Source organism: Pseudomonas sp. A1230, assembly GCF_044218825.1.
Lineage (GTDB): Bacteria > Pseudomonadota > Gammaproteobacteria > Pseudomonadales > Pseudomonadaceae > Aquipseudomonas > Aquipseudomonas iridis.
Genome location: NZ_CP162582.1, coordinates 4,374,498 through 4,388,776 on the forward strand (window position 1 = coordinate 4,374,498; position 14,279 = coordinate 4,388,776).

Annotated in this window: 10 protein-coding genes and 4 tRNA genes; all 14 read right to left on the reverse strand. The window is 54.7% G+C overall.

The annotated features are described in order from the left end of the window. Nucleotides 1-100: 100 nt before the first annotated feature. The 14 genes from rpoC to AB4P97_RS20630 all read right to left on the reverse strand — a co-directional run bounded on the left by rpoC (nucleotide 101) and on the right by AB4P97_RS20630 (nucleotide 14,277). Complete coding sequence (gene rpoC / locus AB4P97_RS20565; protein ID WP_042561345.1) at nucleotides 101-4,300, reverse strand: DNA-directed RNA polymerase subunit beta'; 4,200 nt, start codon at nucleotides 4,298-4,300, stop codon at nucleotides 101-103. A gap of 64 nt (nucleotides 4,301-4,364) precedes the next feature. After that, nucleotides 4,365-8,438 (reverse strand): DNA-directed RNA polymerase subunit beta, encoded by a 4,074-nt coding sequence (rpoB, locus tag AB4P97_RS20570; RefSeq protein WP_042561346.1) that lies wholly within the window; start codon nucleotides 8,436-8,438, stop codon nucleotides 4,365-4,367. 220 nt (nucleotides 8,439-8,658) lie between these two features. Then, nucleotides 8,659-9,024, reverse strand: a complete 366-nt coding sequence (gene rplL, locus AB4P97_RS20575; RefSeq protein WP_042561347.1) for a 50S ribosomal protein L7/L12 — start codon at nucleotides 9,022-9,024, stop codon at nucleotides 8,659-8,661. Nucleotides 9,025-9,102: 78 nt separating this feature from the next. After that, nucleotides 9,103-9,603 carry a 50S ribosomal protein L10 gene (gene rplJ / locus AB4P97_RS20580; RefSeq protein WP_007916479.1) on the reverse strand — a complete coding sequence of 167 codons (501 nt, stop codon included), beginning with the start codon at nucleotides 9,601-9,603 and terminating at the stop codon, nucleotides 9,103-9,105. Between the two features lie 198 nt (nucleotides 9,604-9,801). Next, nucleotides 9,802-10,497 (reverse strand): 50S ribosomal protein L1, encoded by a 696-nt coding sequence (gene rplA, locus AB4P97_RS20585; protein ID WP_042561348.1) that lies wholly within the window; start codon nucleotides 10,495-10,497, stop codon nucleotides 9,802-9,804. After that, nucleotides 10,497-10,928 carry a 50S ribosomal protein L11 gene (rplK, locus tag AB4P97_RS20590; protein ID WP_042561349.1) on the reverse strand — a complete coding sequence of 144 codons (432 nt, stop codon included), beginning with the start codon at nucleotides 10,926-10,928 and terminating at the stop codon, nucleotides 10,497-10,499. The genes rplA and rplK overlap by 1 nt, the downstream gene beginning before the upstream one ends. A gap of 117 nt (nucleotides 10,929-11,045) precedes the next feature. Next, on the reverse strand, nucleotides 11,046-11,579 hold the full coding sequence (gene nusG / locus AB4P97_RS20595; RefSeq protein WP_007916492.1) for a transcription termination/antitermination protein NusG: 534 nt from the start codon (nucleotides 11,577-11,579) through the stop codon (nucleotides 11,046-11,048). A 9-nt stretch (nucleotides 11,580-11,588) separates the two neighbouring features. Continuing rightward, nucleotides 11,589-11,957 carry a preprotein translocase subunit SecE gene (gene secE, locus AB4P97_RS20600; RefSeq protein ID WP_042561350.1) on the reverse strand — a complete coding sequence of 123 codons (369 nt, stop codon included), beginning with the start codon at nucleotides 11,955-11,957 and terminating at the stop codon, nucleotides 11,589-11,591. Between the two features lie 45 nt (nucleotides 11,958-12,002). Then, nucleotides 12,003-12,078: transfer RNA gene (locus AB4P97_RS20605), tRNA-Trp, on the reverse strand. Nucleotides 12,079-12,131: 53 nt separating this feature from the next. Then, a complete protein-coding gene (gene tuf, locus AB4P97_RS20610; RefSeq protein ID WP_042561351.1) occupies nucleotides 12,132-13,325 on the reverse strand; it encodes an elongation factor Tu in 1,194 nt (397 codons plus the stop codon). A gap of 84 nt (nucleotides 13,326-13,409) precedes the next feature. Next, nucleotides 13,410-13,485: transfer RNA gene (locus AB4P97_RS20615), tRNA-Thr, on the reverse strand. 26 nt (nucleotides 13,486-13,511) lie between these two features. Then, a tRNA-Gly gene (locus AB4P97_RS20620) sits at nucleotides 13,512-13,585 on the reverse strand. A 25-nt stretch (nucleotides 13,586-13,610) separates the two neighbouring features. Then, nucleotides 13,611-13,695 (reverse strand) — tRNA-Tyr (locus tag AB4P97_RS20625). 144 nt (nucleotides 13,696-13,839) lie between these two features. Then, complete coding sequence (locus AB4P97_RS20630) at nucleotides 13,840-14,277, reverse strand: hypothetical protein (protein WP_042561352.1); 438 nt, start codon at nucleotides 14,275-14,277, stop codon at nucleotides 13,840-13,842. Nucleotides 14,278-14,279 lie beyond the last annotated feature (2 nt).

Here is a 14,279-nt window from a genome sequence, read left to right on the forward strand (position 1 = left end):
TCAAGGCAAGGCCCCGACCTCCCCACTCATCGAACCTCGACAAATTGTCTCGATTCGATGAACGGTGCGATCAGGGCCTTACGCTCATATATCGCAGAACTCAGTTACCGCTCGAGTTCAGCGCTTCGGTCAGTGCAGCTTCCACTTCACTGGCGCTTACGCGCAACGGCTTGTCTGCTTCACGACGACGCTTGCGCTCGCTGTGATATGCCAGACCGGTACCGGCCGGGATCAGACGACCCACGACTACGTTTTCTTTCAGGCCGCGCAGGTAATCGCGCTTGCCGGTGACGGCCGCTTCGGTCAGTACGCGGGTGGTTTCCTGGAAGGAAGCCGCCGAGATGAACGATTCGGTCGACAACGACGCCTTGGTGATACCCAGCAGAACGCGAGTGAACTTGGAGACAAATTTGTCTTCCGCGCCCAGACGCTCGTTCTCTACCAGTACGTGGGTCAATTCCATCTGGTCGCCCTTGATGAAAGTGGAATCGCCGGATTCAGCGATTTCAACCTTACGCAGCATCTGACGCAAAATGGTCTCGATGTGCTTGTCGTTGATCTTCACGCCTTGCAGACGGTAAACGTCCTGGATCTCGTTAACAATGTACTTGGCCAGCGCGCTCACACCCAGCAAACGCAGGATGTCGTGCGGATCGCTAGGACCGTCGGAGATAACTTCGCCGCGGTTTACCTGTTCGCCTTCAAACACGTTCAGGTGACGCCACTTCGGAATCAGCTCTTCGTACGGATCAGTACCATCGTTCGGGGTAATAACCAGACGACGCTTGCCTTTGGTCTCTTTACCGAACGCGATGGTGCCGCTGACTTCAGCCAGAATCGACGCTTCTTTCGGACGACGAGCTTCGAACAAGTCGGCAACACGCGGCAGACCACCGGTGATGTCACGAGTTTTCGAAGTTTCTTGCGGGATACGAGCGATAACATCACCGATCGCAATCTTCGCACCATCCGCAACACCGACCAGGGCGTTGGCTGGCAGGAAGTACTGAGCGATAACGTCAGTGCCTGGCAGCAACAGATCCTTGCCGTTGTCGTCGACCATCTTCACTGCTGGGCGAATTTCTTTACCGGCAGCTGGACGATCTTTCGCGTCGAGTACTTCAATGTTGGTCATACCGGTCAATTCGTCAGTCTGACGCTTGATCGTGATGCCTTCTTCCATGCCCACGTAGGTCACGGTACCTTTCATTTCGGTAACGATTGGGTGAGTGTGCGGATCCCACTTGGCCACGATTGCGCCAGCGTCGACCTTGTCACCTTCTTTAACCGAAATCACAGCACCGTATGGCAGCTTGTAACGCTCACGCTCACGACCGAAGTCATCAGCGATTGCCAGCTCACCAGAACGGGACACAGCAACCAAGTGACCATCCACTCGCTCAACGTGCTTCAGGTTGTGCAGACGGACGGTACCGCCATTCTTCACCTGAACGCTGTCGGCTGCGGAAGTACGGCTTGCCGCACCACCGATGTGGAACGTACGCATCGTCAGCTGGGTACCCGGCTCACCGATGGACTGGGCAGCGATTACGCCGACCGCTTCACCGATGTTCACCTGGTGACCACGAGCCAGATCACGGCCGTAGCACTTGGCACAAATGCCATAGCGGGTTTCGCAGCTGATCGGCGAACGCACGATCACTTCGTCGATGCTGTTCAGCTCGATGAACTCGACCCACTTCTCGTCTACCAGAGTGCCGGCAGGAACGATAACGTCCTCGGTACCTGGCTTGAATACGTCACGGGCAATAACACGACCCAATACGCGCTCACCCAACGGCTCTACAACGTCACCGCCTTCAATGTGCGGAGTCATCAACAGACCGTGTTCGGTGCCGCAATCGATCTCGGTTACAACCAGATCCTGCGCCACGTCTACCAGACGACGAGTCAGGTAACCGGAGTTCGCAGTTTTCAACGCGGTATCCGCCAGACCTTTACGAGCACCGTGAGTGGAGATGAAGTACTGAAGTACGCTCAAACCTTCACGGAAGTTCGCAGTAATCGGCGTTTCAATGATGGAACCGTCCGGCTTGGCCATCAGACCACGCATACCGGCCAGCTGACGAATCTGTGCTGCGGAACCCCGCGCACCCGAGTCAGCCATCATGTACATCGAGTTGAACGATTCCTGGTCGACTTCGACGCCATGACGGTCGATGACTTTCTCTTTCGAGAGGTTGGCCATCATCGCCTTGGAGACTTCGTCGTTCGCTTTCGACCAAAGGTCGATCACTTTGTTGTACTTCTCGCCCTGGGTTACCAGGCCGGAGGCGTACTGGCTCTCGATCTCTTTCACTTCGTCGGTGGCAGCACCGATGATGCGGGCTTTTTCATCCGGGATAACGAAGTCGTTAACACCGATGGAAACGCCGGAGATGGTCGAGTAAGCGAAACCGGTGTACATCAACTGGTCAGCGAAGATCACGGTCTCTTTCAAACCAACCACGCGGTAGCACTGGTTGATCAGCTTGGAGATCGCCTTTTTCTTCATCGGCAAGTTGACGACGTCGTAAGACAACCCTTTCGGCACAACCTGGAACAGCAGCGCACGGCCGACGGTAGTGTCGACGATACGGGTACCGCTCACGCTGTTGCCGTCACGGTCGTTGACGGTTTCGTTGATACGTACTTTAACCTTGGCGTGCAGTGCGGCTTCGCCAGCACGGAACACACGGTCAACTTCCTGCAGATCCGCAAACACACGACCTTCGCCCTTGGCGTTGATCGCTTCGCGAGTCATGTAGTACAGACCCAATACAACGTCCTGCGACGGAACGATGATTGGCTCACCGTTGGCTGGCGACAGAATGTTGTTGGTCGACATCATCAACGCACGCGCTTCCAACTGAGCTTCCAGTGTCAGCGGTACGTGCACGGCCATTTGGTCGCCGTCGAAGTCGGCGTTGTACGCGGCGCAGACCAGAGGGTGCAGCTGAATAGCCTTGCCTTCGATCAGTACCGGTTCAAACGCCTGGATACCCAGACGGTGAAGGGTCGGTGCACGGTTGAGGAGAACCGGGTGTTCACGGATCACTTCAGCGAGAACGTCCCAAACCTCTGGCAATTCGCGCTCGACCATTTTCTTGGCCGCTTTGATGGTGGTCGCGAGACCACGCATTTCAAGCTTGCCGAAAATGAACGGCTTGAACAGCTCGAGAGCCATCTTCTTCGGCAGACCGCACTGGTGCAGACGCAGGGTCGGGCCTACGGTAATTACCGAACGACCGGAGTAGTCAACACGCTTACCGAGCAAGTTCTGACGGAAACGACCTTGCTTACCCTTGATCATGTCAGCCAGGGATTTCAGAGGACGCTTGTTCGAACCGGTGATAGCGCGGCCACGACGACCGTTGTCGAGCAGTGCATCGACAGCTTCCTGCAACATACGCTTTTCGTTACGCACGATGATGTCCGGAGCGGACAGATCGAGCAGACGCTTCAAGCGGTTGTTACGGTTGATCACTCGACGATACAGATCGTTGAGGTCGGAAGTCGCGAAACGACCACCATCCAGCGGGACCAGTGGACGCAGATCTGGCGGCAGAACCGGCAGAACGGTCAGCACCATCCATTCTGGAAGGTTGCCGGAACCCTGGAAGGCTTCCATCAACTTCAGACGCTTGGACAGCTTCTTGATCTTGGTTTCGGAGTTGGTTTGCGGAATTTCTTCACGCAGACGGCCAATCTCGTGCTCCAGGTCGATAGCGTGCAGCAGTTCGCGGACAGCCTCGGCACCCATGCGGGCGTCGAAATCGTCACCGAACTCTTCCAGCGCTTCGAAGTATTGCTCGTCGTTCAGCAGCTGACCTTTTTCAAGGGTAGTCATGCCCGGATCGATAACGACATAGCTCTCGAAGTAGAGAACACGCTCGATATCACGCAGGGTCATGTCCATCAGCAAACCGATACGCGACGGCAGCGATTTCAGGAACCAGATGTGGGCAACCGGCGAAGCCAGTTCGATGTGCGCCATGCGCTCACGACGAACCTTGGCCAGTGCAACTTCAACGCCGCACTTCTCGCAGATCACACCACGGTGCTTCAAGCGCTTGTACTTACCGCACAGGCACTCGTAATCCTTTACCGGGCCAAAGATCTTGGCGCAGAACAGACCGTCACGCTCAGGTTTGAACGTACGGTAGTTGATGGTTTCCGGCTTTTTAACTTCGCCGAACGACCATGAGCGGATCATCTCAGGCGAGGCCAATCCAATACGGATGGCGTCGAACTCTTCGACTTGACCCTGGTTTTTCAGCAAATTCAGTAGGTCTTTCAAGGCCTTTCCTCCTGGCGGAGCAGAGAGCGGGCAATCCTGCCCCGCTCTCGATTCGCGTCACGTGTTATTCGGTTTCCAGATCGATATCGATGCCGAGGGAACGAATTTCCTTGATCAACACGTTGAAGGACTCGGGCATGCCCGGCTCCATACGGTGATCGCCATCCACGATGTTTTTGTACATCTTGGTACGGCCGTTCACATCGTCCGACTTCACTGTGAGCATTTCTTGCAGAGTGTAAGCGGCACCGTAAGCTTCCAGTGCCCAGACCTCCATCTCCCCGAAACGCTGACCACCGAACTGTGCCTTACCACCCAGCGGCTGCTGGGTAACCAGGCTGTACGAACCGGTAGAACGAGCGTGCATCTTGTCGTCTACCAAGTGGTTCAGCTTCAGCATGTACATGTAGCCAACGGTAACTGGACGCTCGAACTTGTTGCCGGTACGGCCGTCAGTCAGCTGCATCTGGCCGCTTTCCGGCAGGTCTGCCAGTTTCAGCATGGCCTTGATTTCGCTTTCCTTGGCGCCGTCGAACACTGGGGTGGCCATTGGAACACCGCCACGCAGGTTCTTCGCCAGATCCAGGATTTCCTGATCGGAGAAGCTGTCCAGATCTTCGTTACGACCGCCGATCTGGTTGTAGATCTCATCCAGGAAAGTACGCAGTTCTGCGACTTTACGCTGCTCTTCGATCATACGGTTGATCTTCTCGCCCAGACCTTTGGCCGCGAGGCCCAGGTGGGTTTCGAGGATCTGACCAACGTTCATACGCGAAGGTACGCCCAGTGGGTTGAGGACGACGTCGACCGGGGTGCCATTGGCATCGTGCGGCATGTCTTCAACCGGCATGATCACGGAGACCACACCTTTGTTACCGTGACGACCGGCCATCTTGTCGCCCGGCTGGATGCGACGACGGATTGCCAGGTAAACCTTGACGATTTTCAGCACGCCTGGAGCCAGGTCATCGCCCTGCTGCAGTTTGCGCTTCTTGTCTTCGAACTTGTCGTCCAGCAGACGGCGACGATCAACGATGTAGGCCTGAGCCTTCTCGAGCTGCTCGTTCAGAGCATCTTCAGCCATGCGCAGTTTGAACCACTGACCATGCTCAAGACCGTCGAGAACTTCGTCGGTGATGTCCTGGCCTTTCTTCAGACCTGCGCCGCCTTCAGCCTTGTGGCCTACCAGAGCGGAACGCAGACGTTCGAAAGTCGCGCCTTCAACGATACGGAACTCTTCGTTCAGATCCTTGCGGATCTCGTCCAGCTGGGTCTTCTCGATCGACAGAGCACGAGCATCACGCTCAACGCCGTCACGGGTGAAGACCTGTACGTCGATGACAGTACCTTTGGTACCGGTAGGTACACGCAGGGAGGTGTCTTTAACGTCGCTGGCTTTTTCACCGAAGATTGCACGCAGCAGTTTTTCTTCCGGAGTCAGTTGGGTCTCGCCTTTCGGAGTGACCTTACCTACCAGAATGTCGCCTGCGCCAACTTCAGCACCTACGTAAACGATACCGGCTTCGTCCAGTTTGTTCAGTGCAGCTTCACCCACGTTAGGGATGTCCGCAGTGATTTCTTCTGGCCCAAGCTTGGTGTCACGCGCCACACAGGTCAGTTCCTGAATGTGGATCGTGGTGAAGCGATCTTCTTGAACAACTCGTTCCGACAGGCAGATGGAGTCTTCGAAGTTGTAACCGTTCCAGGCCATGAACGCGATGCGCATGTTCTGACCCAGTGCCAGCTCACCCATATCGGTGGACGGACCATCAGCCATGATGTCGCTACGCTGAACCCGATCACCTTTACGCACCAGCGGACGCTGGTTGATGCAGGTGTTCTGGTTGGAGCGGGTGTACTTGGTCAGGTTGTAGATGTCGACACCAGCCTCGCCGGTTTCAACTTCGTCATCAGCAACACGAACCACAATACGGCTGGCATCAACGGAGTCGATCACGCCGCCACGGCGAGCCACGACGCAAACGCCGGAGTCACGAGCTACGTTACGCTCCATGCCGGTACCTACCAGCGGCTTGTCAGCGCGCAGAGTTGGTACAGCCTGACGCTGCATGTTCGAACCCATCAACGCACGGTTGGCGTCATCGTGCTCGAGGAACGGGATCAACGACGCTGCAACCGAAACTACCTGCTTCGGCGAAACGTCCATCAAGGTGACTTCTTCAGGCGCCTTGACGGTGAATTCGTTCAAGTGACGAACAGCTACCAACTCGTCGATCAGCATTTTCTTGTCGTTCATCGCGGCCGAAGCCTGAGCGATCACGTGATCAGCTTCTTCGATGGCGGACAGGAACACGATCTCGTCGGTAACCAATGCGTCTTTCACCACGCGGTACGGGCTTTCCAGGAAGCCGTACTGGTTGGTGCGCGCATAGGCGGCCAAGGAGTTGATCAGACCAATGTTTGGACCTTCCGGCGTTTCGATCGGGCAAACACGACCGTAGTGCGTCGGGTGTACGTCACGAACCTCAAAGCCTGCGCGCTCACGAGTCAGACCGCCAGGGCCGAGTGCAGACACACGACGCTTGTGGGTGATCTCGGACAGCGGGTTGTTCTGGTCCATGAACTGAGACAGCTGGCTGGAACCGAAGAACTCTTTCACCGCCGCAGCCACTGGCTTGGCGTTGATCAGGTCTTGCGGCATCAGGCCTTCGCTTTCAGCCATCGACAGACGCTCTTTGACCGCACGCTCAACACGTACCAGGCCAACGCGGAACTGGTTCTCGGCCATTTCGCCTACGCAGCGAACACGACGGTTACCCAGGTGGTCGATGTCATCGACGATGCCTTTACCGTTACGGATGTCGACCAGAGTCTTCAGTACCGCGACGATGTCTTCCTTGCACAACACGCCCGAACCTTCGATTTCGGTACGACCGATACGACGGTTGAACTTCATCCGGCCGACCGCAGACAGGTCATAACGCTCTGGACTGAAGAACAGGTTGTTGAACAGGGTTTCGGCTGCGTCTTTGGTTGGCGGCTCGCCTGGACGCATCATGCGATAGATCTCGACCAGCGCTTCCAATTGGTTGCTGGTGGAGTCGATCTTCAGCGTGTCAGAAACGAACGGACCGCAGTCGATGTCGTTGGTGTACAGGGTCTCGATGCGAACAACCTGAGCCTTGGCGATTTTGCCGAGGATCTCAACGTTCAGTTCGGTGTTGCACTCAGCCAGGATTTCACCGGTGGCTGGATGCACGATGACCTTGGCGGTGGTGCGACCGAGGACGTAGTCCAGAGGCACTTCCAGCGTCTTGATACCGGCTTTTTCGATCTGGTTGATGTGGCGCGCAGTAATACGACGGCCGGCTTCAACGATGACCTTGCCTTTTTCATCCTGGATATCCAGAACGGCAATTTCACCACGCAGACGCGATGCAATCAGTTCCAGGCTGAGGGTTTCGCCGCTCAGGTGGAATACGTTGGTGGTGTAGAACGCGTCCAGTACTTCTTCGGTGGTATAACCGAGCGCGCGCAGCAGTACCGATGCCGGCAGCTTGCGACGACGGTCGATACGCACGAATACGCAGTCTTTCGGGTCGAACTCGAAGTCCAACCACGAACCGCGGTAAGGAATGATACGCGCGGAGTACAGCAGTTTGCCGGAGCTATGCGTCTTGCCGCGGTCGTGGTCGAAGAACACGCCCGGGGAACGGTGCAGCTGGGAAACGATTACACGCTCGGTACCGTTGATTACGAAGGTACCGTTCTCAGTCATCAGGGGAATTTCACCCATGTAGACTTCTTGCTCTTTGATGTCCTTGATCGCTTTGTTCGACGATTCTTTGTCGAAAATGATCAGGCGCACTTTTACCCGCAAAGGTACGGCGAAAGTTACACCGCGCAATACGCATTCTTTGACATCAAATGCCGGTTCGCCCAGGCGATAACCGACGTACTCCAGCGCAGCATTGCCGGAGTAGCTGATGATCGGGAAAACGGATTTGAAGGCCGCATGCAGGCCCACGTCGCGGAACTGATCTTTAGTCGCTCCCGCTTGCAAGAATTCACGATACGAATCCAGCTGGATGGCCAGGAGGTAAGGCACATCCATGACGTCCGGCAACTTGCTAAAGTCCTTGCGGATACGTTTTTTCTCAGTATATGAGTAAGCCATCAGCGTTCCCCAGCTTGGTCACCTGCTTGTTTGGCCCCTCCCGACGGGAGCAGCCAGAAAATCGTGCAAACCCCATGGTTTGCTCCACCACATCGGGTGGTTACAGCTCGTTATCAGCACCGACCCAGTCGGCTGCCAATAACGGAAAAAGGCCGGTGGCAAGAGCCACCAGCCATCAGCCTGTCGCTTGACGCTCGGGCTGGAGGAGCAAAGTCGATGCTTATTTCAGCTCGACTTTAGCGCCTGCTTCTTCCAGCTTCTTCTTGGCGTCTTCAGCAGCTTCTTTCGAAACGCCTTCCAGAACAACCTGAGGAGCGCCGTCTACTTTCTCTTTGGCTTCTTTCAGGCCAAGACCGGTCAGCTCGCGAACTGCTTTAATGGCGTTTACTTTCTTCTCGCCAGCTTCCAGCAGAACAACGTTGAACTCGGTTTGCTCTTCAACAACAGCGGCAGCAGCAGCTGGACCAGCAGAAGCAGCGGCAGCGGATACGCCGAACTTCTCTTCCATTGCCTTGATCAGCTCAACGATTTCCAGAACCGATTTTTCGCCGATTGCGTCGATGATTTGTTCGTTAGTCAGAGACATGACTTATTTCCTGAATTGGGGGACAGCCTGTAGGCCATCGAAATAAACAAAAATACGCGAGAGTTGAAACGCTGAGCCTTAAGCTGCAGCTGCTTCTTTCTGGTCGCGAAGTGCCGCCAGAGTACGAGCCAATTTGCTGGTAGCGCCTTGAATCACGCTCATCAGCTGAGAAATTGCTTCGTCACGGGTCGGCAGGCTTGCCAGCACGTCGATCTGATTAGCTGCGAGGAACTTGCCCTCGAACGCAGCTGCCTTGATCTCGAACTTATCCTGACCTTTGGCAAATTCCTTGAACAAACGGGCAGCAGCGCCAGGATGTTCGTTGGAGAATGCAATCAAGGTCGGGCCGGTGAACACGTCGTTGAGAACACTGTATTCAGTGTCAGCAACAGCGCGCTTGAGCAAGGTGTTACGTACAACACGTACGTAAACGCCAGCTTCACGAGCCTCTTTACGGAGTCCGGTCATTGCGCCTACTGTTACGCCACGTGCATCAACCACGACAGCGGACAGAGCGACTTTGGCAGCCTCGTTGACTTCAGCGACGATGGCCTTCTTGTCTTCGAGATTAATTGCCACGGGTTTAACTCCTGCTTGTTACCGTTTCACTCGATCGAAACCGAATGTCGTTTTGGTGTCTGATTCGGTAAGGAACCGGGAGCACCATCTGCGTAGGCTTATGGTTTAAGACTTGCGTCGCCTACGGTCTTGGATAGCCCCCGCCAGGCAGGGACCCCAATCTTTCAACTGGCGCGAATAACCGCGCCAATTTTTGTCTTACGCGTCCAGCGAGCTCTGATCAATGATCAGACCTGGGCCCATAGTGGTGCTCAGGGTAACGCGCTTGACGTAGATACCTTTCGAAGAAGCTGGCTTGATACGCTTCAGATCAGCGATCAGGGCTTCAACGTTTTCCTTCAGCTTGACGGCGTCGAAGCCCATCTTGCCAACGGAAGTGTGAATGATGCCGTTTTTGTCAGTGCGATAACGAACCTGACCAGCTTTTGCGTTCTTAACCGCAGTAGCTACGTCTGGAGTTACAGTACCAACCTTAGGGTTAGGCATCAGACCACGTGGACCAAGGATCTGACCCAACTGACCTACAACGCGCATGGCATCCGGGGATGCGATCACTACGTCATAGTTCAGGTCGCCGCCTTTCATTTCGGCAGCCAGGTCGTCCATACCTACACGGTCAGCGCCGGCAGCCAGAGCGGCCTCAGCAGCAGGACCCTGGGTGAACACAGCAACGCGAACGGTCTTGCCAGTGCCGTGTGGCAGCACAGTAGCGCTACGAACAACCTGGTCAGATTTGCGCGGGTCTACACCCAGGTTTACAGCAACGTCGAACGACTCGCTGAACTTGACAGTCGACAGCTCAGCCAGCAGAGCAGCGGCGTCTACAATGTTGTAGGCCTTGCCTGCTTCGATTTTGCCGGCGATAGCCTTTTGACGCTTGGTCAGCTTAGCCATTACACACCCTCCACGTTAAGGCCCATGCTACGAGCAGAACCGGCGATAGTACGCACGGCTGCATCCATATCAGCTGCAGTCAGATCCGCGTTTTTGGTTTTCGCGATTTCTTCCAGCTGAGCACGGGTAACAGTGCCAACCTTAACGGTGTTCGGACGAGCGGAACCGCTGGTCAGACCGGCCGCCTTCTTCAGCAAAACCGAAGCAGGGGTGGATTTTGTTTCGAAAGTGAAGCTACGGTCGCTGTAGACAGTGATGATCACTGGAGTCGGCAGACCTGCTTCAATACCCTGAGTACGGGCGTTGAAAGCCTTGCAGAATTCCATGATGTTCACGCCGTGCTGACCCAGAGCAGGACCAACAGGTGGGCTTGGGTTAGCCTGAGCGGCCTTCACTTGCAGCTTGATGTAAGCGGTAATTTTCTTGGCCATGAGGCACTCCAATTACGGGTTCAAACGCCTCGGAAGGCTCCCCGGTTACTTGCGCGTATATCCCAGTGACGACAAAACCCCACAGCCTAAGGCTGCGGGGTTGGGATGCTTGCTCAGCTAGACCTTTTCGACCTGACTGAACTCCAACTCTACCGGAGTAGAGCGACCGAAAATGAGCACCGCCACTTGGATCCGGCTCTTTTCGTAGTTAACTTCTTCAACAACACCATTGAAATCAGCAAATGGCCCGTCGTTGACTCGTACTGTTTCACCTGGCTCGAAGAGAGTCTTCGGCTTAGGCTTGTCGCTACCATCAGCAACACGACGCAGAATTGCTTCCGCCTCTTTATCAGTAATCGGCGCAGGCTTATCAGCAGTACCGCCGATGAAACCCATCACCCGAGGAGTATCCTTGACCAAGTGCCAAGTACCCTCGTTCATGTCCATCTGTACCAGCACATAGCCTGGAAAGAATTTACGCTCGCTTTTGCGCTTCTGGCCATTACGCATTTCAACCACTTCTTCAGTGGGAACCAGAATTTCGCCGAAGCCATCTTCCATGCCAGCCAGCTTTACTCGCTCAACGAGCGAGCGCATGACATGCTTCTCGTAACCCGAGTAAGCATGCACAACGTACCAACGCTTAGCCACGGGACACCCTTAGCCGACAATCAAGGAAACAAGCCAACCGAGCAGGGAATCAAGCCCCCACAACAGCAACGCCATAACCAGAACAACAGCCACCACAATTAGGGTGGTCTGCGTGGTTTCTTGGCGAGTTGGCCACACGACTTTACGAATCTCGGTACGAGCTTCCTTAACCAGTACAAAGAAAGACTTGCCCTTCGCAGTCTGCAGGCCTACAAAGGCAGCTACAGCAGCAATGACAAGCAAAGCCAGTACACGGTACAGGATCGGCGAAGCAGCGTAATACTGATTGCCAACAACGCCTACAACTACCAAAGCGACTACTACAAGCCACTTGAGCAGATCGAAGCGAGAGCTTTGTGCTTCAGCCTTAGGAGTCATCTATGAAGATCCTGTGAAAAGAAAGCCAGACACACCGAGTGAATCTGGCAGGTCAGGAGGGAATCGAACCCCCAACCTACGGTTTTGGAGACCGTCGCTCTGCCAATTGAGCTACTGACCTAAAACAAAATCAGGCCGACCATTATGCCGGCCCGAAAAATACATTACAACCGCTTATTCGATGATTTTAGCTACGACACCAGCACCGACGGTACGACCGCCTTCACGGATGGCGAAACGCAAACCGTCTTCCATTGCGATGGTCTTGATCAGGGTGACAACCATTTTGATGTTGTCGCCCGGCATTACCATTTCAACGCCTTCCGGCAGTTCGCAGTTACCGGTCACGTCAGTGGTCCGGAAGTAGAACTGCGGACGATAGCCTTTGAAGAACGGAGTGTGACGGCCGCCTTCCTCTTTGCTCAGAACGTAAACTTCTGCTTCAAACTTGGTGTGCGGCTTAACCGAACCTGGCTTAACCAGAACCTGGCCACGCTCTACGTCGTCACGCTTGGTGCCGCGCAGCAACACGCCGCAGTTTTCGCCAGCACGACCTTCGTCGAGCAGCTTGCGGAACATTTCAACACCGGTGCAGGTAGTGACAGTAGTGTCACGCAGACCAACGATTTCCAGTGGATCCTGAACGCGAACGATACCGCGCTCGATACGACCAGTCACAACAGTGCCGCGACCCGAGATCGAGAATACGTCTTCAATTGGCATCAGGAACGGCTTGTCGACTACGCGAACCGGATCCGGAATGTAGGTATCCAGAGTCTCAACCAACTTACGAACGGCAGTGGTGCCCATTTCGTTGTCGTCTTTGCCTTCCAGAGCCATACGAGCCGAACCGATGATGATCGGAGTGTCGTCGCCTGGGAAGTCATAGGTGGACAGCAGGTCGCGAACTTCCATCTCAACCAGTTCCAGCAGCTCAGCGTCGTCTACCAGGTCAGCCTTGTTCAGGAAAACCACGATGTACGGAACGCCAACCTGGCGGGACAGCAGGATGTGCTCACGGGTTTGCGGCATCGGGCCATCAGCGGCCGAGCAAACCAGGATTGCGCCGTCCATCTGGGCAGCACCGGTAATCATGTTCTTCACATAGTCAGCGTGACCTGGGCAGTCAACGTGAGCGTAGTGACGGATCAGCGAGTTGTATTCAACGTGCGCGGTGTTAATGGTGATACCGCGAGCTTTTTCTTCCGGGGCGCTGTCGATCTTGTCGAAGTCAACGATTGCAGAACCGAAAACCTCGGAGCAAACGCGAGTCAGAGCAGCAGTCAGAGTGGTTTTACCGTGGTCAACGTGACCGATGGTCCCAACGTTGACGTGCGGTAGGGAACGATCAAACTTTTCCTTAGCCATCGATATCACCCCTATCAGAAGAATTAAGCAAACAACAAAAGCCATTAAAACAAAGGCAGATATTTTCATATCTGCCTTGTTATATGGAGCTCTTGAGCGGATTTGAACCGCTGACCTCACCCTTACCAAGGGTGTGCTCTACCAACTGAGCTACAAGAGCGAAACACTTTGCACAACCTGCAAACTTGGAGCGGGTAGCGGGAATCGAACCCGCATCATCAGCTTGGAAGGCTGAGGTTCTGCCACTAAACTATACCCGCAGAGCTTGCAGCTCACGCTAAAATCTGGTGGAGGGAGAAGGATTCGAACCTTCGAAGTCGTAGACGTCAGATTTACAGTCTGATCCCTTTGGCCGCTCGGGAACCCCTCCTAATCAGGCCGGCATTCTATACTATGCCAAACCCTTGTCAAGCAATTTCTCATTTAAAAACCTGAGGTTAGCTGCTTTGACATCGCTCTACTTCGTCAACCTTTGAAAGGTCTTCACTGCGGAGCGGGCGCCATTCTATTCAAACTATTCAGCAGGTGCAACCCCCTCACACCGCATTATTTTATGTTTTAACTCATTGAATTCGTTGGAAAGGTTTTGCAACTGCGCATCCCCCAGCAAACGCTGGCTTTCAGGTGCAATACGCATCCAGAAACCCGCTGCAGGAGCCCCCTCAAGCGATGGCTGAGCCTTGATATCCATTTGAGCCAAACGCTCGCCTAGCACCGCAACCATCTCCTGACGAGCAAAACCACCTAGATAAAGGCACTGACTTTCAGTTCGTTGCGGACCAGGCTTCTCCTTGGGGGCCCTTCCACCTTCACTCAGCAGACGAATATCCTGCGGTGAACCCTTGTACAAACTCAGCGGCGTTACGTCCTTTGCCCGCAATGGCGCTTCCTGTTGATGCCAGACGTAATAGAAAATATTGAGAACAAGAAGCAGCAGGAACATCCAACGCATAC